At 70.9% G+C, this 20,989-nt stretch carries 17 protein-coding genes; 4 read left to right on the plus strand and 13 right to left on the minus strand.

The window, feature by feature from the left end; genetic code table 11:
- Positions 1–93 precede the first annotated feature (93 nt).
- Positions 94–603, plus strand: a complete 510-nt coding sequence (locus ACWGDB_RS27685) for a pyridoxamine 5'-phosphate oxidase family protein (protein WP_453824903.1) — start codon at positions 94–96, stop codon at positions 601–603.
- A gap of 42 nt (positions 604–645) precedes the next feature.
- Here ACWGDB_RS27685 and ACWGDB_RS27690 read toward each other — a convergent pair whose 3' ends face one another.
- The 9 genes from ACWGDB_RS27690 to xylB all read right to left on the minus strand — a co-directional run bounded on the left by ACWGDB_RS27690 (position 646) and on the right by xylB (position 11,147).
- On the minus strand, positions 646–1,119 hold the full coding sequence (locus tag ACWGDB_RS27690) for a hypothetical protein (protein ID WP_453824904.1): 474 nt from the start codon (positions 1,117–1,119) through the stop codon (positions 646–648).
- The gene (locus ACWGDB_RS27695; protein WP_453824905.1) at positions 1,116–2,423 is read right to left on the minus strand and encodes a hypothetical protein; all 1,308 of its coding nucleotides are present in this window, start codon (positions 2,421–2,423) and stop codon (positions 1,116–1,118) included. Before ACWGDB_RS27695 ends, ACWGDB_RS27690 begins: the two co-directional genes overlap by 4 nt.
- The gene (locus tag ACWGDB_RS27700) at positions 2,423–2,974 is read right to left on the minus strand and encodes a hypothetical protein (protein WP_453824906.1); all 552 of its coding nucleotides are present in this window, start codon (positions 2,972–2,974) and stop codon (positions 2,423–2,425) included. The genes ACWGDB_RS27695 and ACWGDB_RS27700 overlap by 1 nt, the downstream gene beginning before the upstream one ends.
- Positions 2,975–3,269: 295 nt before the next feature.
- Entirely contained in the window at positions 3,270–4,793 is a 1,524-nt protein-coding gene (exaC, locus tag ACWGDB_RS27705; RefSeq protein ID WP_453824907.1) for an acetaldehyde dehydrogenase ExaC, read from the minus strand.
- Between the two features lie 142 nt (positions 4,794–4,935).
- A complete protein-coding gene (locus ACWGDB_RS27710; protein ID WP_453825004.1) occupies positions 4,936–6,213 on the minus strand; it encodes a GAF domain-containing protein in 1,278 nt (425 codons plus the stop codon).
- A 118-nt stretch (positions 6,214–6,331) separates the two neighbouring features.
- On the minus strand, positions 6,332–6,931 hold the full coding sequence (locus ACWGDB_RS27715) for an N-acetylmuramoyl-L-alanine amidase (protein ID WP_453824908.1): 600 nt from the start codon (positions 6,929–6,931) through the stop codon (positions 6,332–6,334).
- Positions 6,932–7,072: 141 nt separating this feature from the next.
- Complete coding sequence (locus ACWGDB_RS27720) at positions 7,073–8,083, minus strand: acetamidase/formamidase family protein (protein ID WP_453824909.1); 1,011 nt, start codon at positions 8,081–8,083, stop codon at positions 7,073–7,075.
- 384 nt (positions 8,084–8,467) lie between these two features.
- The gene (locus tag ACWGDB_RS27725; protein WP_453824910.1) at positions 8,468–9,676 is read right to left on the minus strand and encodes an ROK family protein; all 1,209 of its coding nucleotides are present in this window, start codon (positions 9,674–9,676) and stop codon (positions 8,468–8,470) included.
- A gap of 25 nt (positions 9,677–9,701) precedes the next feature.
- Positions 9,702–11,147 carry a xylulokinase gene (gene xylB / locus ACWGDB_RS27730; protein ID WP_453824911.1) on the minus strand — a complete coding sequence of 482 codons (1,446 nt, stop codon included), beginning with the start codon at positions 11,145–11,147 and terminating at the stop codon, positions 9,702–9,704.
- A gap of 190 nt (positions 11,148–11,337) precedes the next feature.
- Between xylB and xylA the strand changes: the two genes are divergently transcribed.
- Positions 11,338–12,504, plus strand: a complete 1,167-nt coding sequence (gene xylA / locus ACWGDB_RS27735) for a xylose isomerase (RefSeq protein WP_453824912.1) — start codon at positions 11,338–11,340, stop codon at positions 12,502–12,504.
- A 420-nt stretch (positions 12,505–12,924) separates the two neighbouring features.
- Positions 12,925–13,200 (plus strand): hypothetical protein, encoded by a 276-nt coding sequence (locus tag ACWGDB_RS27740; protein ID WP_453824913.1) that lies wholly within the window; start codon positions 12,925–12,927, stop codon positions 13,198–13,200.
- 39 nt (positions 13,201–13,239) lie between these two features.
- Here ACWGDB_RS27740 and ACWGDB_RS27745 read toward each other — a convergent pair whose 3' ends face one another.
- The 3 genes from ACWGDB_RS27745 to ACWGDB_RS27755 form a co-directional block, all read right to left on the minus strand.
- Positions 13,240–14,604 carry an esterase-like activity of phytase family protein gene (locus tag ACWGDB_RS27745; RefSeq protein WP_453824914.1) on the minus strand — a complete coding sequence of 455 codons (1,365 nt, stop codon included), beginning with the start codon at positions 14,602–14,604 and terminating at the stop codon, positions 13,240–13,242.
- A gap of 226 nt (positions 14,605–14,830) precedes the next feature.
- On the minus strand, positions 14,831–16,114 hold the full coding sequence (locus ACWGDB_RS27750) for an SWIM zinc finger family protein (protein ID WP_453824915.1): 1,284 nt from the start codon (positions 16,112–16,114) through the stop codon (positions 14,831–14,833).
- On the minus strand, positions 16,111–18,978 hold the full coding sequence (locus ACWGDB_RS27755; protein WP_453824916.1) for a DEAD/DEAH box helicase: 2,868 nt from the start codon (positions 18,976–18,978) through the stop codon (positions 16,111–16,113). The genes ACWGDB_RS27750 and ACWGDB_RS27755 overlap by 4 nt, the downstream gene beginning before the upstream one ends.
- A gap of 362 nt (positions 18,979–19,340) precedes the next feature.
- Here ACWGDB_RS27755 and ACWGDB_RS27760 point away from each other — a divergent pair, with 362 nt between their 5' ends.
- Complete coding sequence (locus ACWGDB_RS27760; RefSeq protein WP_453824917.1) at positions 19,341–19,523, plus strand: hypothetical protein; 183 nt, start codon at positions 19,341–19,343, stop codon at positions 19,521–19,523.
- Here ACWGDB_RS27760 and ACWGDB_RS27765 read toward each other — a convergent pair whose 3' ends face one another.
- A complete protein-coding gene (locus tag ACWGDB_RS27765; RefSeq protein ID WP_453824918.1) occupies positions 19,524–20,921 on the minus strand; it encodes a tannase/feruloyl esterase family alpha/beta hydrolase in 1,398 nt (465 codons plus the stop codon). It lies immediately after the preceding gene.
- Positions 20,922–20,989 lie beyond the last annotated feature (68 nt).

A 20,989-nucleotide genomic window follows, 5' to 3' on the forward strand; every position in this document is an offset into this window, starting at 1 on the left:
CCCCGCGAGCAGCCGGGCGGCCTGTCCCGTTTCCTCGCCTCTCCCTCTTCTTCTCCCTCTCCCCTTCCACGTCCGCGAATCCGAGGTACCGCCATGGGCGCTGCACAGGTGCGTTCGTTCTCCGCGATCGAGGCCGCCTTCTTCGAGTACGTCCAGCAGACCGTCTACTGCACGATGATCACCGTCGACCGTCACAACCGCCCCCGCGCCCGCATCGTCCAGCCCGTCTGGGAGACCGTCGACGGGTGCCCCGTCGGCTGGCTGGCGGTCTTCCGCACCCCGGTCAAGGCCGCCCACCTGGCGAACAACCCCCACACGACCTACGCGTACTGGCACCCCCGCCAGGACGCGGTGTTCATCGACAGCGTCTCGGCCTGGGTACCCGACCGTGACACCAAGCTGCGCGCCTGGAACCTGTACCACCGCAACAGCCCCCCGGGCGTCGGCTACGACCCCCACCTCTACTGGAGCACCGGCCCCGACAGCCCCGACTACCACCTGCTGCGCATCGACCCCTGGCGCATCCAGGTCCTACGCGGCTCGGACCTGAGCAGCCGGATCTGGACCGTGGACCGGGGGGTGCAGGGAGGGACGGGCGCCTGACGAGGGCGTATGCCTGGCCGGGCGCCACGCGTTTGTGGCCTTTCAGCTTGCGTCGGCGTCCCTGGCTCGGACCGTGATCCGCGCGTAGTCGTAACCACCAGGCTCAGGCGACGGGTTGTAGGTGACCGTGAACGTTCGCCGTACGTCGCCGAAGCGGTCGGAGTACGTCACCACGGACGGGCTGGTGCGCTTCGGCTCGGCTGTGATGTCGTACGTGCGGAGAAAGTCCTTGACGCTCGAGTCCTGGCTGTCGCCCACCTCGTACCGGAGCACGGCGGCGCCGTCCTTCTCCACCTTGGCGTACGTCGGTATGTAGTAGCGCCCCGCGGGCTGATGCTGATCGTGGTGCATCCCCGCCCTGCGCTCCACCGCCTCCTCCGGACCGTCACCGGCCGGCGTGAGCAACGCGACGGCCGCCCAGGCGATCACACCGAGCGTCCACACCACGCACAGGGCCAGAAACCACACCAGCCACCTGCGCCGGCGCGGCCTCGCGGGGCCCGTACGCGTACTCACCCGTTCCATGTGCGTACTTCGCTCTGCCCGCCCATGTCGTACTCCCTGGCCTGCCCCGACTGGTGGAGCCTGGCCATCTGGGCGTCCGACACGTTCCCCATCGCGGGTACCGGAGTCGCCTTGGTCGCGTCCCAGTTGTAGCGGTCGTAGACGTGGGTCTGGTAGCGGATCGTGGTCCTGGGCTCGCCGTCCGGGCCCGGGACGACCTCGACCTGCGCGACCGTGTTGTAGTGGAAGGAGCCGACCGCGTGATACCAGTCGGGGTCCTTCTCGGCGGTCCAGCCCTGCCAGCCGGTCTGCTGGACGAACTTCACGGGCTTCCCGGTGCGCTCGTATTCGGCGAGGGCCTGTGCCTCCCAGTTGGGGGCGTTCTCCGCGAGCTGGGCTTCCACGTTGCGATTCATGTCCGGGAGGTCGCCCATCAGCGCGTCCACGTCGATGTCCAGCGGTTCCCCGGTGTTGGAGAGGTAGTGCAGCATGTGCTTGGCCGACTGGGGGCCGCCGAGTACCGCGGGCGAGCCCATGGCGAAGAAGCCCATCTTGTTCTTGATGGCACGGTCCTCGTCGGTGGCCTCGCGGGTGTTGTAATCGCCGGAACCCTGGTCGGGCACGGGCGGCGGGAGCAGCACTCCGCCCGCACCGGAGAAGACGCGGTTCAGATTCTTGGCACCCTCGGTGTCGGCCTTGACGGCGGCCTTGGTCCGCTCGTCCAGGACGGTGTACGCCACCGCCTTCTTGATGCGCTCGAGTTCGTAGCCGGTGTGCTCGTTGACGTCGGCCGCGTAGCTGAGGGCGGCGGTCGCGTGCGTGAGGAGGCTGTCAGCGTTCTCCTGATCCTGCCGGGCCGCCCCCGCGCTGTCCGGTTCGTTGGGCGGGTAGTCCCGCTCGGGGACGGTGACGCCTCCGCTGTCGTGCAGGGTCAGGTCCTTCGACCGGGCCATCTCCTGGGCCTCGTCGAGCCAGGTGCGAGCGAGTTCGAACCCGCTCTTCGCCGCTTCGAGCGTGGTTGCGGCAGCCTTTGACTCGCGGTGGGCGATGGTCAATTCGTCATGCAGTACGGACAGTTGGATGCGGGCCGCCATCGCGGTCGGTCCCGCCCAGACGAAGGGCAGCTTGAGCAGGACGTTCTGGACGTGGTCCCGGGCCTCGGTGGCCGCCGCGGCCAGGTCGCCCCACTCGCCGGCCGCCCGCGACCAGGCCTCCGGACGTACGTCTTCCAGTTCCCCGACGGTGATGTCCTGCCGCTCGACCGCATCGGCATGCTCGTGGTCCTCGCCCTCGGGCCGGTCGGTGAGCGATGCCATTACGCGTCCCCCTCGAGCGAAGCAAGGATCGCCTGGAAATCCCGCGCCGTACGGTTTTCCTGCGTCGTGTAATTCGTGTGCGTCTGGCGCATCTTGTCGGCCATCGATCGGCATTGCTTGGCGAGGCGGGTGATTTCGTCGTCCCAGTCGCCCGTCGTCGATTTGAGCATGCGTCCGCTGGTGAGCATCTTGTGGACCCGTGCTGTGGTGTCGGATTCCGCGAGGCCCTTGTCGGCCTTCTCGAGGATCTGCGCGGCCAGGTCCAACTCGTCGGCCATCTTGCCGAGTTCGGCGTTGCTCACTCCGTAGCCGTTGTCGTCGGAGCCGCCGGCGCGGGTGGCGGGGGTGCTACTCGGGCCGGCGGAGGCCGACATGGCCTGGATGCGGGGATCCGGCCCGGTGAGCGGGGTCGTGGGTGCCTGGAGTCGCGGATCGGGCGAGGTGTCCGCCGCCGGCATCGGCTGCGGGCCGCCGTGCTCCTCGGGGCCGGGGTAGGTGCCCGGGGACGGGTCGAGGGTGCGGACGTCCGTGCGGGCGTCGGGCGCCGGCATGTCCAGGCGGTGACTGTTCCGGGGATCCGGGCCGGTGTTCGGCGCGGATATGGGCGCCACGGAATCGGGCTCTGTACTCACACATTCCCCCCGTGTCGAGGCGGGCCCGCTGCGGGGCGGCACGCTTCAACGGCTGAGCGATCACTCGTGGTTGGACCCTAGCCGCTCGGGGTCACGCCGTTCAATGAGGCTCCTTCATCCTGATTCCTGCTGGTCGGCGCACGGCTTCGCGAACCTGCGCGAAGGGCGCCCCGACCAGGCAAGCTGCCTGGTCGGGACGCCCTTTCTGCCGCGCCTAGAAGAAGCCCAGCTTCTGCGGCGAGTACGACACCAGCAGGTTCTTCGTCTGCTGGTAGTGCTCCAGCATCATCTTGTGCGTCTCACGCCCGATGCCCGACCCCTTGTAACCACCGAACGCCGCGTGCGCCGGGTAGGCGTGGTAGCAGTTCGTCCACACGCGGCCCGCCTGGATCGCGCGGCCCGCGCGGTACGCGGTGTTGATGTCGCGGGTCCACACGCCCGCGCCGAGGCCGTACAGCGTGTCGTTGGCGAGTTTGATGGCGTCGTCGAAGTCGTCGAAGGACGTCACCGAGACGACCGGGCCGAAGATCTCCTCCTGGAAGATCCGCATGCGGTTGTCGCCCTCGAAGATCGTCGGCTGGACGTAGTAGCCGCCCTTCAACTCCCCTTCGTGCTCGATACGTTCGCCGCCGGTGAGGACCCTGGCGCCTTCCTGCCGGCCGATGTCCAGGTAGGAGAGGATCTTCTCCAACTGGTCGTTGGAGGCCTGCGCGCCGATCATCGTGTCCGTGTCGAGCGGGTGGCCGCTCTTGATCTGCTCCGTGCGGGCGACCGCCGCCTCCATGAATTCGGCGTACTGGCCGCGCTGGACCAGCGCCCGGGACGGGCAGGTGCACACCTCGCCCTGGTTGAGCGCGAACATCGTGAAGCCCTCTAGCGCCTTGTCCCGGAAGTCGTCGTTCGCCGCCCAGACGTCGTCGAAGAAGATGTTCGGGGACTTGCCGCCGAGTTCGAGGGTGACCGGGGTGATGTTCTCCGAGGCGTACTGCATGATCAGCCGGCCGGTCGTGGTCTCACCGGTGAACGCCACTTTGGCCACCCTGGGGCTCGACGCCAGCGGCTTGCCCGCCTCCACGCCGAAGCCGTTGACGATGTTGAGCACGCCCGGCGGGAGCAGGTCGGCGACCAGGCTGAGCCAGAAGTGGATGGAAGCCGGGGTCTGTTCGGCCGGCTTGAGGACGACCGCGTTGCCGGCCGCCAGCGCGGGGGCGAGCTTCCATGTCGCCATGAGGATCGGGAAGTTCCACGGGATGATCTGCGCGACCACGCCCAGCGGCTCGTGGAAGTGGTACGCCACCGTGTCGTCGTCGACCTCGCCGAGCGACCCCTCCTGCGCCCTGATCGCGCCCGCGAAGTAGCGGAAGTGGTCGACGGCCAGCGGAATGTCCGCCGCCAGCGTCTCGCGCACCGGCTTGCCGTTCTCCCAGCTCTCCGCGACCGCCAACTGCTCCAGATTCGCCGCCATACGGTCGGCGATCTTGAGCAGGACGTCCGCTCGCTCCGTCACCGACGTCCGGCCCCACCCGGGGGCCGCAGCGTGCGCCGCGTCGAGCGCCCGCTCCACGTCCGCGGCCGTGCCCCGCGCGATCTCGGTGAACGGCTGCCCGTTCACCGGCGACGGGTTCTCGAAGTACTGCCCCCGGATCGGCGGCACGTACTCACCGCCGATGAAGTGGTCGTAGCGCGCCTGGTAGGAGACGATCGCACCCTCGGTGCCGGGCGCCGCGTAACGGGTCATACTGCTCTGCCTCCCGAAGAAGCGCTGCCCGCCGTTGGGCAGCTCTCGGCGCGAGGCTACGGACGGCGAGGTTGCAAGTACGTTGCGCGCGCCCGGGGCAGGGCCGGAACGTCGAGGGGCTCTCGCCCAGGGCCGGAGCTCGTCAGCGGGCCGGGCGGCGCTCCCAAGCGGGCGATGCCGTGAGTTCGGACTCCAGCGCGGCCAGCCGCGACCGGACCGCCGACGTAGGACGCACCGCCGCGAGGGCCCGCCACACGTCGAGGTCGTCCTCGCCCCACGGCGCGTGCGCCCAGTCGGCCAGCAGGTCGGGATCACGGCGGGCGATCAACGCCGTACGGACCCCGTCCGCGAGGCGTCGTCGGAGCCGCACCACCGCCGGTGCCTGGGAGCCGGGCAGCAGCGGGCCGGCGTACGCCATGGCCGCGCCGGTGACCGCACCGGCATCCAGACGGCGTTCGACGACCGTCACGTCCGACTCGACCGGCACCGTGAGCCGGTAGGGGCGGGAGCCGAGCAGCCCGGGGGCGAGGGTCCGGCGCAGGCGGGCCAGTTCGGCCCGCAGGGTCACGGGCGTCACCGATTCGTCCTCGTACAGCGCACACAGCAGCTCGTCACCGGTCAGCCCCTCCGGGTGGCGCGCCAGCAGCACCAGGATCTCGCTGTGCCGGCGACTGAGCCTGACCCGGCGGCCCCCGATGCGCAACTGCGCCTCGTCCCGGCCCAGCGCGCACAGCTCTGGGACGTCGTTGGCCGGTACCTGCGGGGCGAGCAGCGCCAGTTGGGACTCGGCGGCACGCGCCACCGCCTGCACGAACCCCAGGCTGTGCGGATGCGCGAGCCCGTCACCGCCGGTGATGTCCACCGCGCCGAGTACCCGCCCCGTGCGCGGATCGTGCACCGGTGCCGCCGCACAGGTCCAGGGCTGCACCCGGCGGATGAAGTGCTCGGCCGCGAACACCTGCACCGGCCGGTCCACCGCGACCGCCGTGCCCGGCGCGTTCGTCCCCACCGCGGTCTCCGCCCACCGCGCACCCGGCACGAAGTTCATCCGCCCCGCCTTGCGCCGGGTCGTCGGATCGCCTTCGACCCACAGCAGCCTGCCGTGCGCGTCGCACACCGCGAGCAGATGCTCCCCGTCGGCGGCGAAGGTGCCCAACAGCTCCCGGAACAGCGGCATCACCCGCGCCAGCGGATGCTCAGCGCGATAGGCGCCGAGATCGCCGTCCGCCAGCTCCACGCTCGCGGTTCCGTCCGGACCCACACCCGCCCGCGCCGAACGCCGCCACGAGTCGGCGACCACGGCACGCACCGGCTTCGGCACCGTGCCCACCTCGGTGAACGTCTCATGGGCATGACGCAGCACCCGTACCCGCTCGGCAGGGTCGGCCCCAGGCTCCAGAGCCACCCATGGATCGGTCAACTCGGCCTCCCGGAAGGCGATGCGGCTGAGGACATCGTCACTCCGGGTGCGCACGCGGACAACCTTTTCGACCCGGGTCACCCGAACGATGGCCACGCCGGTGACCCCACGTGAACCCTCAGACCGCGTTGACCAACCGTATGTAGCGCTCCCAGTCCCAGTGCGGGCCGGGATCGGTGTGGTCGGTGCCCGGCACCTCGTGGTGCCCGATGATGTGTTCGCGGTCCTTCGGTATGCCGTACCTGGTGCAGATGGCAGCCGTGAGCCGGGCCGACGCCTCGTACATGACGTCGGTGAAGTAGGAGGGCTCGTCGACCCAGCCCTCGTGCTCTATGCCGATGCTGCGCGTGTTGTGCTCCCAGTCCCCGGCGTGCCAGGCGATGTCCGCCTCGCGGACGCACTGTGACGTGTGTCCGTCGGCCGACCGGACGACGTAGTGCGCGGACACGTGCTTCCTGGGGTTCTCGAAGACGAACAGGGTCTTGGTGTAGATGGTCTGCGTCATGTGGATGATCACCCGATCGACACGGCGGACCGTTGGGTGGTCCGCCACCGTGTAGTTGGCGGTGCTCGCCGGGCGCCACACGGCGAGCGCGTAGTCCGGTGCGGGAACATGTGCACCGGCCGGCCGCTCGGGGAGCAGGGCATACGGGACGGCGGCGAGGGCGGTGCCTTGGAGGATCAGCCGGCGGCTGGGGCGTGGTCTTGCGCGTTCCAAAGGGGTTTGCCTTTCAGGGGCGGAGGAATCGCCTTTCAGCGTCAGCGTCAGCGTCAGCGTCAGCGTCAGTTTCAGTGTCAGGGGACTGCGCCTCGGGCACAGAGTGGCCGTGGGCTCAACGGTTGAGGTCGGCCGGGGCGCTCAACTCAGAGTCGCTGCCGTCTCCCGAAGTCGCGCGTGCACTCCGCGGTGCGTCTCGTGGGCCGGCAGCCACTGCTTACGGATCTTGGCCACACACGTGTAGTTGGTGTCGCACACGTTGGCCAGCGGGGACTCGACGGCCTGGGTCGCGAACTGGTAGGCGTCCAGCTCGCTGAACCCGTAGTCGCGCACCAGCCACTGCACCAGGTCGAGCTGGGATATCCGGAACGCGTCCTCCAAGGGCCGGGCCGAGCCCGTCGAGATGATGTGGGTGTCCGACTCGATGCGGGGCCACGGTGTGGCAAGTCCCTTGAGCAGTTCGACGATCACCACGGTGTTCATCGCGCACTCGACCGCGACGCCACAGGTCTCGCCCTCGCCCTGCCGGGCGTGCCCGTCGCCGAGGCTGACGAGCGCGCCCTCGACGTTCACCCCGAGATAGCAGGTCACGCCCGCCCGCATCTCGGGCGTGTCCATGTTCCCGCCGTGCGCGTCGGGCACCAGGGCGGAGCGGACCTCCAGATTGGCGGGAGCCACCCCCACGGTGCCGTGCATCGGATCCATGGGCAGCTCCACCTCGATGTCACTGTCGTGGGCCCGGAACAACGCCGTACGTCGTGTCCGGTCGAGCTGCCATATCCAGACGGTCTCCGGGAGCGGCGGCTGCAGCGTGGCCGTGGTGTGCGTGGAGGTGAGCGCGCCGAAGAGAGGGACCGTGGTCGACGCCGCCCAGTCCCGGGCAGGTTCGATCGACACGAAGTGCACGGCGACGGTGTCCCCGGGCTCGGCGCCCTCGATGTGGAACGGTCCGGTCTGCGGGTTGAGGTAGGGAAACTCGCACACCTCGGACACCAGGTCCTTCTCCGACCGCACCCGCCCGGCGAAGCAGTCCTCCGTGTACAGGTCGAGAACTGTGCCGGGGGAGATGCGGGCCACAGGCGGTGCGCCGCCGAACGTCCACGCGTACTCGCCGGGCTCGGGGCGCACGGTCAGGATTTTGGGGTCGCTCATCGCTGCACAGCTCCGTTCTGCGGAAGGCCGGTGGGAGAGGTGGATCAGGTGGGACAGTGGGGCAGGTGGGACAGCCGGGCAGGTGGGGAATGGAACGATCGCGCGTCGAGCCGTAGGCCCTGCGATGACTGCGGCTCGCGTGAATCACGGTACGGCGCCGACGGGTCGGGCAGAAGCGAGCGTCGGTTTCCGTGGACAGCCACGTGATTGTGGATAACTCGCTCACTCACACGAGTGAACTCAACCTGGAATCCGGCCTGTTGTGGAATCCAAATCTGAACCGCCGTGGATTCTGAAATCGGGTCGGCTGTGGAATCGAAGCCGACTTGAATGTCGCCAAACGCCCGGGAGCCGCCTTGGTTCCGTGCCCAGCTCCGTCGGCACTCAGGCCCGCTCCGCCACCACCGCGGGATCGTCCAGCACCGCCCGCACCACGGAGTGCGCTGCCCCCAGCAACGGCCCCTCCGGGCCCAGCCGCGACACGGACACCGGACAGGCCGGTCCCGCGGTGCGCCGGTCCAGCTCGGCTTCCAGCGACGGCAGCAGCCAGGGCGCCAGCCCGGCCAGCGCGCCGCCCAGCACCACGCTCTCCGGGTCCAGCAGATTGACCGCGCCCGTCAGCGCGATACCGAGCGCCGTTCCCGCGTCGTGCAGGGCGCGCCGTACGTCCTCGTCGCCGTCGGCGGCACGGTCGGCGAGCAGACCGACGCGGTCCTCGCCCGGCTCCAGCCCGGCCGCGCGCAGCACCGCCTCCTCGCCGGCGTACTGCTCCAGGCACCCGCGCCCCCCGCACGGACAGGCGGGTCCGTCCGGCTGGACCGGCACATGGCCCAACTCGCCCGCGAAACCGTGTGTCCCGCGCAGCAGCCCGCCGTCCACCACGACCGCCGCACCGATGCCGATCTCCGCCGACACGTGCACGAAGTCACGCGGAGTGCCGTCGCCCAGCCAGAGCTCGGCGAGCGCACCGAAGTTGGCCTCGTTGCCCACGCTCAGCGGGAAGTTCACAGGCAGCAGACCCCCGAGGTCCGTGTCCCGCCAGTCGAGGTTGGGAGCGCGCACGACCGTGCGGGCGTCCCGCGCCACCAGACCCGGCACAGCTATCGCCAGACCGGCGGGCCACAGCCCCTCGTGCTCGGCCTCGGTCACGACCTGGCGCACCAGCTCGCCGAGTTCCGCGATCACCGGTGCGGGCGCCCGGCCCCGATTCGCGCCGTGCCGCACCGCCCGGGAGCGCACCTCGCCGCGCAGATCGACGGCGCAGACCGCGAGATGGTCGACGCCGACCTCCGCACCGATCCCGGCCGGACCGTGTCCGCTGACGGCGAGCGCCGAGCCGGGGCGGCCCACCCGGCCGGGCCGCTCGGGACCGAGTTCCTCCAGCAGGCCAGAGCGGATCAGCTCGTCGACCAGGGTGGACACTGCCGCGCGCGTCAGCCCGATACGGGAGGCGACGGCGGCACGCGAGAGCGGACCCTCGGCGCTGACGGTGTGCATCACCCGGGCGAGATTGCGGCGGCGCATGCCCTGCTGGGTGTCCGGCAGCGCGCGCCCGGTTCCGGTCGGGTGGGCCTCGTGCAGCGGTGCGGTCATGCCTCCGTCAATCCTCGTTCAGTCCTCAGTGAGTCTCGGGGCTCCGGTCCAGCAGCGGGGCCGCGTCGGAGAGTACCCCGCTGATCCGGGCCAGCGTCTCGTCGTCCCGCTCCACGGCGTCCAGCACCGGCCCGCGTGTGGTGTTCCAACGCCGGGCGACCGCGGCCGGATCCTCGCCGGTCAGCAGGCCGGCCGCCTGGGCGGCGGCTCCGAGCGCGACCAGTTCCCTGGCCTCGGGGACCTGCACCGGGCGCCCCGACAGCCGTCGTACCGTCTCCTGCCAGGCCTTACCCCGGGCGCCTCCGCCGATCAGCAGCAGCGGCGCGGAGCGGTCCGCGTCCTCGTCCAGGACCAGGTCCAGGGCGCCGAGCAGCGCGTGGACGGCGCCGTCATAGGCGGCCTGCAGGAGCTGGCCGGCGGTCGTGTCGTGGCGTAGGCCGTGCAGCACACCTGAGGCGTTCGGCAGGTTCGGGGTGCGTTCGCCGTCCAGGTAGGGCAGGAGTGTGAGACCCGTGGTGGGTTCCACGGCCTCGCGGTCGAGGCCCAGCAGGGTCGCGAGGCGGTCGACGGCGAGCGTGCAGTTCAGGGTGCAGGCCAGCGGCAGCCAGTCGCCGTGCGCGTCGGCGAAGCCCGCCACGGTGCCGGTCGGGTCGGCGGGGCGCCGCCTCGACACGGCGTACACCGTGCCCGAGGTGCCGAGACTCAGTACGGGCATGCCGGGCCGCAGGCCGAGGCCCAGTGCCGCGGCGGCGTTGTCCCCGGTGCCGGGCGCGACCAGGGTGCCCTTGGAGAACGGCAGCTCGTGGCTGTCGCGCACGGTGCCCGCGATCTCGCCGGGCCGGACCACTCGGGGCAGCATCGCCGGGTCGAGCCCCACGCGCGCGAGGATCTCCTCGTCGTAAGACTCCGTCCCCGACGCCCACCAGCCCGTACCGGAGGCGTCGCCGCGGTCGGTGGTGCCCTGCCCCGTGAGGCGTTCGGTGAGGTAGTCGTGGGGGAGGCGCACGGCCTTGGTGGCCCGGACGGACTCCGGCTCGTTCTCCGCAAGCCAGGCCCATTTGGTGACCGTGAAGGAGGCGGCCGGGACGGAGCCCGTGCGCTCGGCCCAGAACTTCGCGCCGCCCATTTCCTCGGTCAGGCGACGGGCCTGCGGCGCCGAGCGCACGTCGTTCCACAGCAGAGCCGGACGCACGGGCTCACCCCGGTCGTCCAGCGTGACCAGGCCGTGCTGCTGCCCTCCGATCGACACCGCCGCGGCCTCGTGCGCGGCGTCGCCGCACTGGCGCAGCGCCTCGCGCAGTGCGTCCCACCACTGGCGTGGATCGCTCTCGCGTGCGACGCCGGAGGACACCGTGTGTGGCGCCTGGCCGCTCGCGACGACCTGCCCGGTCGACGCGTCGACGACCAGCGCCTTGGTGGACTGGGTGGACGTGTCCACGCCGACGACGAGCGGACCCTCGGCTGCTGACATCGGGCTCTCCCTTTCCGCGGCTCTGCGGGAACCGGCCTGCTGTTTCGAGGGTGCCCCGAGCGTCAAGACCCGGACCTCACCTCTTCGGGGACATCTTGTCCCTTCCCAGGGACGCGTCGGCATACTAATTTGTAAACTGCCATGACGAAATAGTCGTAGCAAGCAGTCGTCAGCAGCGAGGAGCCGCGGCATGAGCTACCAGCCCACCCCCGAGGACAGGTTCACCTTCGGCCTGTGGACCGTCGGCTGGCAGGGACGGGACCCCTTCGGTGAGGCCACCCGCCGGGCCCTCGACCCGGTCGAGACGGTGCAGCGCCTGGCCGAGCTCGGCGCCCACGGTGTCACCTTCCACGACGACGACCTGATCCCCTTCGGGTCCTCGGACACCGAGCGCGAGGCGCACATCAAGCGCTTCCGCGAGGCACTCGACGCCACCGGCATGAAGGTGCCGATGGCCACCACCAACCTCTTCACGCACCCCGTCTTCAAGGACGGCGCGTTCACCGCAAACGATCGCGACGTGCGCCGTTACGCCCTGCGCAAGACGATCCGCAACATCGACCTGGCGGCCGAGCTGGGCGCCAGGACCTACGTCGCCTGGGGCGGGCGCGAGGGTGCCGAGTCCGGCGCCGCGAAGGACGTACGCGTGGCTCTCGACCGCATGAAGGAGGCCTTCGACCTCCTCGGTGAGTACGTCACCTCCCAGGGCTACGACCTCAAGTTCGCCATCGAACCCAAGCCGAACGAGCCGCGCGGCGACATCCTGCTCCCGACCGTCGGTCACGCGCTGGCGTTCATCGAGCGCCTGGAGCGCCCGGAGCTGTACGGCGTCAACCCCGAGGTCGGGCACGAGCAGATGGCCGGGCTCAACTTCCCGCACGGCATCGCGCAGGCGCTGTGGGCGGGCAAGCTCTTCCACATCGACCTCAACGGCCAGTCCGGCATCAAGTACGACCAGGACCTGCGCTTCGGCGCCGGCGACCTGCGTGCCGCCTTCTGGCTGGTCGACCTCCTGGAGAGCGCCGGATACAGCGGGCCCCGGCACTTCGACTTCAAGCCGCCGCGGACCGAGGACCTCGACGGCGTGTGGGCGTCGGCCGCGGGCTGCATGCGCAACTACCTCATCCTCAAGGAGCGTTCGGCGGCCTTCCGTGCCGACCCGGAGGTCCAGGAGGCCCTGCGTGTCGCGCGCCTGGACGAGCTGGCGCAGCCGACGGCGGCGGACGGCCTGAAGTCGCTGCTCGCGGATCGCACGGCCTTCGAGGAGTTCGACGTCGATGTGGCCGCCGCGCGCGGGATGGCCTTCGAGCGTCTCGACCAGCTGGCGATTGACCACCTGCTGGGTGCGCGCGGCTGAGGCCACGCGCGTGTGCCCGACCGCGTGTGACCCGCCTGCCCAGAGGTCAGTCACACGCGGGACGGGCAATGGGTGCCGGCAATTGGTGTCGGTGATCGACCGGTCTTCGCGAGGAATGTTCCGGAACCGTGCGCTCCACGGCATGGGCCCGTATCAACTCCGGAGAAGGGCTCGCGTCCTGACCGGGACGACGCGAGTCTTGTCGGTATGGCCATGCCGCCCGTACCGCCTCAGCCGCCAGGACCGCCGGGTGACACGCCGCCTCCGGGCGGTGGCTTCGGACCGCCTCCCGGAGGCTACGGTCCCCCTCCGGGGGACGGCGGCCCACCCACGTACGGTGGTTGGCCGCCCCCGGAATCACCCGACGGAGGCGGTGGACCGAGGCGGCGGACGCCGCTGTTCATCCTGCTCGCCGCCATCGTGGCCGCCGGGGCAGTCGTGGCCGTGGTGCTGATGGTCTTCGGGAGCGACGACTCGCCCGACGAGAAGTCGCCCGCCGGGAGCACCAGCAGCTCGCCCAAGCCGTCCTTCAGCATCCCGACCGAGCTCCCCAGCAAGCTGCCGAGCGAACTGCCGACCTCACTGCCGTCAGGGTTCCCGACCGAACTGCCGTCGGGGTTCCCCTCCGAGCTGCCGAGCGGCTTTCCGAGTGATCTCGAATCGCTGCTCCCGTCGCTTACGGACGAACTGCCCTAGGACCGCCCCCGTCTCGGGCGGGCGAGCTGCCCCGAGTCGTCAGATGCCGCGCGGCAGCCGCACGTAGATCACCGACGTCTCGATGCCGCTGTCGACGAGCCTGCCCTGGGCGTCGAACGCGCCCTCGCCGTCGGTCATCCCGAAGTCGTTGTCGTTGATGAGGGCCAGCGTTTCGCGGTCCACGCGCGCGACGCCCTCGATCTTCCCGGGCACACCCTTGACCGTGCCCAGGTCGACGACCAGCCGCTTGGACAGCACCGGCACACCCGAGGCCGCCGGGTCGTCGAGCTGCTCCAGGGACGGTGACGTCGTGTCGTCGTCCCAGGGGCCGCCGAGGATGTTCGCCGCACGGTCCAGGCGCACCAGGTGCAGCCGTGCGGCCTTGTCCGTGCGCTCTTCGACCAGTAGCCGATTGCCGCCCACGGCCACAACCGAGGAGATCTTCAGCTCGGAGGTGTCGTCCTCGCTCGGGTCCACCACGTTCACCGGGTCGAAGCGGTACGTGTACTCCGCGGTGACCGACTTCTTCTTCGGCGAGAAGCGCAGCAGGCGGGTGGTGCGAGAAGCCTCGCCGGCATCCGTGTCCGGCAGGGACAGCGGGCTCTGCACGGCCATCACCAGGTCGCCGCCAGGCAGTTGGGCGAGGCCTTCGAAGCCGCGGTTGATCTTCCGGTGCAGCAGGACGGAGGGCAGAGCCTCCACCACCGGGTAGCCCGCGCCGGTGAGCCCGAGCCCCTTGGGGACGTAGCGTGTGAGGACCTTCCCGCGCGCGGAGACGTGCACAAGGGAGGGCCCGTACTCGTCGACGAGCCAGAAGCTCCCGTCGGCGGCCCGCACGATGCCCTCGGTGTCCAGCCCGTTCGGGTTGTACGCCAGAGGCGTCCGCGCGTCATAGGAGTACGGCGCCTCGTCGCGGCTCGCCTGGTTCGACAGCCCGGTGACGAGCTTCCCGGAAGTGGTCGTGATCGGGATCGCGTCCAGCACCCGCACGTCGCCTCCCGCCACCCGGATCTTCACGATCGCCGGATCGAAGCCGGGCACGGGGAACGTCCGCCGCTTCGTGCCGTCCACCTTGATCTGGCCGTTGGGGCCGCGGTCGGTGACGGTCCAGAACTCGCCCTTGCGGCCCGCCGGGTAGATGTCGCTGCCGATGCCGCCCAGGTCCACACTCCGGTCGTTGCCCACGCTGCCGGGCAGCAGCGCGTTGCTGAACGCGCCGAGCGGGATGTCGCCGAGAGTTGCCGTGTGCACGATGTGTGCGGCGCGGTTCTTGCTCGCGATGCTGCCCTTGTTCGCCGCGCCGGCGGCGGGGCCGGCAGCCGCCAGCGTCGCGATCACGGCGAGGGGTACGCCCCCGGCGACGAGACGTTGGGCGTGGCGCCGACCGGTGGCGTGCGGGGACATCGGGCCTCCTGAAGACCAAGTTGTCTGACAGCGGCCAGATTTGAAGCTCACGCGGAACGCCGTGCGACTGCGGCATGAACACGGGGCGACGAGCGCTCGTCGAGCCGAGGTCGGTCTCCGTCGAGTCGGCGCTGCTCCAAGGAGACCGAACGAACTCGCCCAGCAGCCGTGCTCGTTCGCCGCATGTCGTGCTTCAGGCGGGCACTTGGCAGGCCGCCGGCATGACCTACGGCTGTGCCTCCTCGGTCTCGACCTGCGCCGAGGCCAGAGCCGTTGCCGGATCGTGCGCAGGGCCCCCTGCGGGTACCCAACGGCTTCGGTCCTTGCGGTACGGCCACCAGCGTCCGTCCCGCCCCAGGCGTAGCTGACGTGGCGCGCCGACGACCGTCCAGCGGTTGCCCTTCGCCCGCAGAGTCGGCCGTTCCTCCTCGTCCCAGGCCGAGTCGAGGGCAGCACGCGCGCGTGCGAGCGTTTCGCCCTCGACGGTCCACTCCTCGTCGAGCACGGACAGCGCGACGACTCCTCCGAGTCGCCAGGCGCGCACGGCCGTCGCCAGCCCTTCCCGGCCGCGTCCCGATCCGTCGGCCAGCCGCTCCCACACGTCGGCGACAGGGGCGCCCGCGGCGAGGCGCACCGCGTCCTGGTCGGGCGTCAACTCCACTTCCACGGCCTGCTGTCCCGGACCCGGCCGCAGCACCTCCGCGAGCATGCGGTGCGCTTCGGCGGCGGTCCGGGCAGCCAGGTACTCCAAGGCAGCCGGGTCGACACCGGGCGCGGGAGGCGTCTCGGTGTCCAGGGACGGCGGCACTCCCGGCTCGGCGGGCAACTCGGGCAGAGCAGGCAGCGGCGGCAGGATGTCGCCGGTCGCATACGCCTCAGCGGCATCCACTCCCTGCACCTCGGGCGACGTGGACGCCTCGGACGGGGTCGCGGGAGCGGCGCTACGGGCCTGCAGGTCGTCCAGGAGCTCGCGCTCGCCCCGTCCGCGCATCAGGAGCAGGACGAAGGGGTCCTGGTCCAACAGCCGTGCCACCTGGTAGCAGAGGGCCGCCGTGTGCCCGCAGTGGTCCCAGGCGCCGCAGCCGCACTCAGGCTCCAGATCGCCCATGCCCGGCAGCAGTTCGATGCCCCTGGCGGCCGCGTCCTCCACCAGATCCGGTGGCATGTCGCGGTCCAGCAGCGCGGCGACATGCCCGGCCCGTTCGACGGCCATGTCCAGAAAACGGTCCCACTGTTCCGCGGACAGCACCTCCAGCAGCACGTCGGCCCGGTGCGCCGTACGGTCGCGGCCCTGCACAAGCGCCGTGATGCGGCCCGGCCGCACCGACACCGCGCCGACCGCTCCCGCGCGCGCGAGCCTGCGGCCGGCCTTGAGCTGACCCGAGTCCAGTGCCGACTCCTCCAGCGCCTGCAGCCAGGCCTGTCCCCACCATGTCTGTGCGAATCCCCGCCCATGCGCGGGCGGCAGCGCGGCGAACGTGCGCTCCATGTCACCGTCGTGTCGAGTCATCGGGCGCCCCCTCGCAGTTCCACCAGATCGGCCAGCTCCGCGTCCGTCAGCTCCGTGAGCGCAGCCTCGCCCGCGCCGAGCACAGCGTCGGCCAGCTTCCGCTTGCGGCTCAGCATGTCGGCGATGCGGTCCTCGATGGTTCCCTCGGCGATCAGCCGGTGCACCTGTACGGGCCGGGTCTGGCCGATGCGGTATGCGCGGTCGGTGGCCTGCGCCTCGACGGCCGGGTTCCACCAGCGGTCGTAGTGCACGACATGTTCGGCGCGGGTGAGGTTCAGGCCGGTTCCCGCGGCCTTCAACGACAGCAGGAAGACGGGTACTTCACCGTCCTGGAAGCGCCGCACCAAGGCCTCACGCTCGGCCACCGGTGTTCCGCCGTGCAGGAACTGCGAGGGCATGCCACGAGCCGCCAGATGCTGTTCGATGAGGCGTCCCATGCGCACGTACTGCGTGAAGACCAGGACGCTCGCCCCCTCGGAGAGGATGGTGTCGAGCAACTCGTCCAGGAGTTCAAGCTTTCCCGAGCGTCCGGCGATCCTAGGCCGCTCCTCCTTGAGGAACTGCGCCGGGTGGTTGCAGATCTGCTTCAGGCCCGTCAGGAGCTTCACGATCAGACCGCGCCGGGCCATGCTGTCGGCTCCGGAGATCTCCGCGAGCGTCTCGCGGACCACTGCCTCGTACAGGCCTGTCTGCTCCGTGGTGAGGGACACGGCACGATCGGTCTCCGTCTTCGGCGGGAGCTCCGGCGCGATGCCCGGATCCGACTTGCGGCGGCGCAGCAGGAACGGGCGTACGAGCCGGGCGAGACGCTCCGCGGCAGCCGGGTCCTGGCCGCCCTCGACGGCCTGGGCGTAGCGCGCGCGGAAGGTGCCGAGGCGGCCCAGCAGGCCGGGCGTCGTCCAGTCGAGGATCGCCCACAGCTCCGACAGGTTGTTCTCCACGGGGGTGCCGGTGAGCGCCACGCGCGCGCGTGCGCCGATCGAGCGCAGCTCCCGCGCGGTCGCCGAGTACGGGTTCTTCACGTGCTGGGCCTCGTCCGCCACGACCATGCCCCAGGGCACCTCGGCGAGCCGACGCGCGTCCAGCCGCATCGTGCCGTACGTGGTGAGCACGAACTCCCCGTCCGCCAGGTCATCCAGGTCACGCCGTGACCCGTGGAAGCGGCGCACGCGCGTGCCGGGCGCGAACTTCTCGATCTCGCGCTGCCAGTTACCCATCAGGGAGGTCGGACACACGACCAGCGTCGGACCGGCGGACGAGGCGTCGGACTGCCGGTGCAGATGCAGCGCGATGAGCGTGATCGTCTTGCCGAGACCCATGTCGTCGGCCAGGCAGCAGCCCAGGCCGAGGGACGTCATCCGGGCCAGCCAGCTCAGGCCGCGCCTCTGGTAGTCCCGCAGTGTGGCCGCGAGCGCGGCAGGCTGGCCCACCGGGTCCTGCCCCTCCGGGTCCGCGAGGCGTTCGCGCAGCGCCGCCAGCCAGCCCGTGGGCCGGACGTCCACCTGGCGGCCGTCCACCTCGGTGGAGCCCGTCAGCGCGGCGCCGAGCGCGTCGATAGGCGTCACTTTGTGGTCCTGGTGCGCGCGGGCACGGCGCACCTCCTGAGGATCGACGAGGACCCACTGGTCGCGCAGCCGCACCACAGGGCGGTTCGCCTCGGCCAGTCGGTCCAGCTCCTCGCGCGTGAGCCGCTGGTCGCCCAGTGCGAACCACCAGTTGAAGGCGAGCAGCGCGTCGGCGGCCAGGAACGACGGGGTGGCCGAGGACACCCGGCCCGACGCGGACTCCTCGTCCGGCGGGCCGATCACCGCGCGGGCGGTGAGGTTGCGGGTCAGCTCCTTGGGCCAGTGCACATCGACGCCGGCTCCGGCGAGGGCCCGAGCGCCCTCCTGAAGGAGGTCGGTCACCTCGTCGTCGGCCAGTTCCACCGCGTCCGGCACGGCCGCCGAGAGCAGCGGCGTCAGCGGCGCCCAGGCGCGAGCCGCGCGGCGCAGTGCCAGCAGGGCGTCCAGCCGCGCGCGTGGGCCGAAGGCGCCGGAACCCGCCCACACCTCGGCGGCGTCGGCGACCAGCGCCGGATCACGCACACTGTGCAGCTGCAGAACGGCTCGGAACGACAGTGCCGCGGCATCCTGCGGTGCCGTGGCGAGACCGGGCACCTCAAGGCGCAGGGAGAGCCGTACGCCCGCGTCGTGGCCCGCGGCGACATCTGCGGCCCATACGCGCTGTTCGGGCAGGTGCTGCGGCTCCGGGGCCGCGTAGGGGAGAGCGCCCGTGACGAGCCTCGCCGCGGGAGAGCGGGGGAGTGCGTCGGCGACCGCGTCCAGGAAGGCCCGCAACAGTCGCTCCGGATCCGGCAGCATGAGCGGCTCCACGCCGCTCAGCGGCACCGCATGTGCCTCGGGAGGCATCGAAGCGGCGAGGGCCCGAACGCGATCGACGTCCTCGGGGCGCAGGGGGCCGGCCCGCCAGGCGTCGTGATCGTCCGCCGAGAGGCCGGGCAAGAGCAGTCCGCGAGCCACGAGTTGCAGGGCGAGTACGGTCGCCGTGCCCCAGAAGACGCCCGCTCGGTGAGCCTGCTCGGACGCACGCGCACGCGTGAGCACTGGCAGGGCGGCGCGTACCGGCACCAGGACGGCCGGCACGCTCACCAGCTCGACACCGTCCTCGCCGGGCAGGGCGACGGTCAGGTCCTCGACGGTCGGATCCTCGGCGGAACCGGCTGCGGCGAGCGGAATCGCGCCCCCGTCGGCTCGCCAGAAGGCGACCCGGCCGGTGCGGGCCGGGTCACCGGGTACGAACACGGCACAGCAGTCGGCCGGGTCGGAGATCTCGGACGGTGTTGCCTCGGAAAGCCTCGGCACAGCTCTGCAGCACTCCTCAAATTTGACTACCCAGGATCGAGTGGCCGAGGATACAGCAATCGGCGGCACAGCCGAAATGTCAGCTCTATGATCTGAGTCACGCTCTGGTCTGCGTGGGCATCCCTCTTGTGCGGAATCCGGTGCGGCGATCGGGCAACGGACATCGGACACTGGCCTTCGGGCATCGGGCATCGGGCTTCGGCCAACGGGCCAGGGGCATCGGACGACGGTCGTCACCGGATCTCCACGACCAGTAAGGGCCGTACCTCAGGGTCGTCTCAGGGTCGCGGTTCGGAACCGCTGGAAGCGCGAGCCCGTTTTCAGGACAGAGAGCGGCAGTGGCCGCGAAGGAGGCGACGCACATGTCGAAGAACGCGAAGATCGCCGCGGGAGGTGTGGCGGCCGGTCTCATCCTGTTGATCTGGCTGCCCTGGTGGGCCGCGCTCCTGATAGTCCTGGGAGTCCCGGCCGCCGCCTACCTCACGCTCGACCCGTCACAGCGGCGCAGGCTGCGCCGCACCACGCGCAAGGAACTCGGTCGCTGATCATCGCCCGGCCGTCGGTGCGACCGGGCCGGACAGTGCGCAGGAATTGAGCACATCGCCGCTCGCGGGCCTGCCGACGGTATGGTCCGCGGGCGGTCGGGTGCCCCGCTCCACCCACGCGACCAATGTGCCGAAGGCCGACCGGTAGCAGGGCAGGATCGGCCGGAGCCGGTCCGGATAGGTGTCGTACAGCCCGTCGACATGCGTGCCGCCCGCGATCGTGAAGTACCGGTGCAGTGGGCCCCGCCCGCTCGCGTCCACCATGCGTGCGTACACGTCCGAGTCGGCCGCCTTCGGCAGCAGCGCGTCCAGATCGCCGTGCAGCGTGATCAGCGGTCTGCCGATGCGCCCGGTCAGAGCGACGCGGGCCGCGGCGCGACGGACGGCTGCCGGGCGCGACGCGTAGTCGTACGTGGCATCGGAGGCGCACGGTGCCAGGATCTGCTCCGGCGTGGTCCCGGCGGACGGGCCGGGACAGCCGGGGTCGTACGCAGGGTCGAACTCGGCGCGGTAGATCTTCTGCGTGACGCCCCAGTAGGCCTGCTCGTGGTAGGGCCACAGAAATTCGGAGCCGCGCGCGAAGCCGACCGCGTACAGGTCCTCGTCCCGTGCGGAGCCGAGCATGCGTGCCACTGCGGTGGGCAGCGAGGTCAGCAGGTTGGGGCCGTCCGCCGTCCACAGGGCGCCCTCCCAGTCCACGCCGCCGTCGTACAGCTCGGGATGGTTCTCCAGTTGCCAGCGGGTGAGGTAGCCGCCGTTGGAGATGCCGGTCATGTATGTACGCCGGGGAGCGTGCCCGTAGCGCTCGGCCACCGCCTTGCGGGCGGCCCGGGTCAGCTGAGTGGTGCGCGCGTTCCACTCGGCGACCGCGTCACCGGGCCGCTTGCCGTCGCGGTAGAAGTCGGAGCCGTTGTTGCCCTTGTCGGTCGCCGCGTAGGCGTAGCCCAGCGCGAGCACCTGATCGGAGATCGCCGTGTCCGTCGCGTACTGCCTGCGGGTGCCGGGGGCGCCGGTGACGACCAGCCCGCCGTTCCAGCGATCCGGGAGCCGGATCACGAACTGTGCGTCGTGACGCCACCCGTGTGTGGCGTTGAAGCGGGAGGAGTCCGGGAAGTAGCCGTCGATCTGAATGCCGGGCACTCCCGTCGGGGTCCGGGTGCCCCGTGCCGTGAGGCCGGCCTGGTCGGTCATGTCGGTGTAAGGCGTGCCGGCGAGCCCCGACGTCGTCAGATCCGGAAGGCAGGCGTTCTGCTGGAAGGCCGCGCCTGGCACCCGTACGCGTTCCTGACGGGTGCAGTGCTGCTCGCCGGCTGCCGTGGCTGCCACGGGAGCCGGCCAGCTGAGGGCGCCGGCCAGCAGTGTGGCGGTGAGGAGCGGGATACCTCGGGACTGGCGCATGACGGTCTCCTGGCAGAAGGGACGGGCACGTGAGAGAGCGGAGCCGTGAAGGCTGCCTCATGGTGCGG

Source organism: Streptomyces sp. NPDC055013 (assembly GCF_053608645.1).

Coding starts and splice junctions, on each gene's coding strand:
- ACWGDB_RS27750 (WP_453824915.1), bottom strand. CDS start 16,114: ATGACTCGACACGACGGTGACATGGAGCGCACGTTCGCCGCGCTGCCG.
- ACWGDB_RS27695 (WP_453824905.1), bottom strand. CDS start 2,423: ATGGCATCGCTCACCGACCGGCCCGAGGGCGAGGACCACGAGCATGCC.
- ACWGDB_RS27745 (WP_453824914.1), bottom strand. CDS start 14,604: ATGTCCCCGCACGCCACCGGTCGGCGCCACGCCCAACGTCTCGTCGCC.
- ACWGDB_RS27720 (WP_453824909.1), bottom strand. CDS start 8,083: ATGAGCGACCCCAAAATCCTGACCGTGCGCCCCGAGCCCGGCGAGTAC.
- exaC (WP_453824907.1), bottom strand. CDS start 4,793: ATGACCCGTTACGCGGCGCCCGGCACCGAGGGTGCGATCGTCTCCTAC.
- ACWGDB_RS27765 (WP_453824918.1), bottom strand. CDS start 20,921: ATGCGCCAGTCCCGAGGTATCCCGCTCCTCACCGCCACACTGCTGGCC.
- ACWGDB_RS27700 (WP_453824906.1), bottom strand. CDS start 2,974: ATGCCGGCGCCCGACGCCCGCACGGACGTCCGCACCCTCGACCCGTCC.
- ACWGDB_RS27760 (WP_453824917.1), top strand. CDS start 19,341: ATGTCGAAGAACGCGAAGATCGCCGCGGGAGGTGTGGCGGCCGGTCTC.
- xylA (WP_453824912.1), top strand. CDS start 11,338: ATGAGCTACCAGCCCACCCCCGAGGACAGGTTCACCTTCGGCCTGTGG.
- ACWGDB_RS27685 (WP_453824903.1), top strand. CDS start 94: ATGGGCGCTGCACAGGTGCGTTCGTTCTCCGCGATCGAGGCCGCCTTC.
- ACWGDB_RS27725 (WP_453824910.1), bottom strand. CDS start 9,676: ATGACCGCACCGCTGCACGAGGCCCACCCGACCGGAACCGGGCGCGCG.
- xylB (WP_453824911.1), bottom strand. CDS start 11,147: ATGTCAGCAGCCGAGGGTCCGCTCGTCGTCGGCGTGGACACGTCCACC.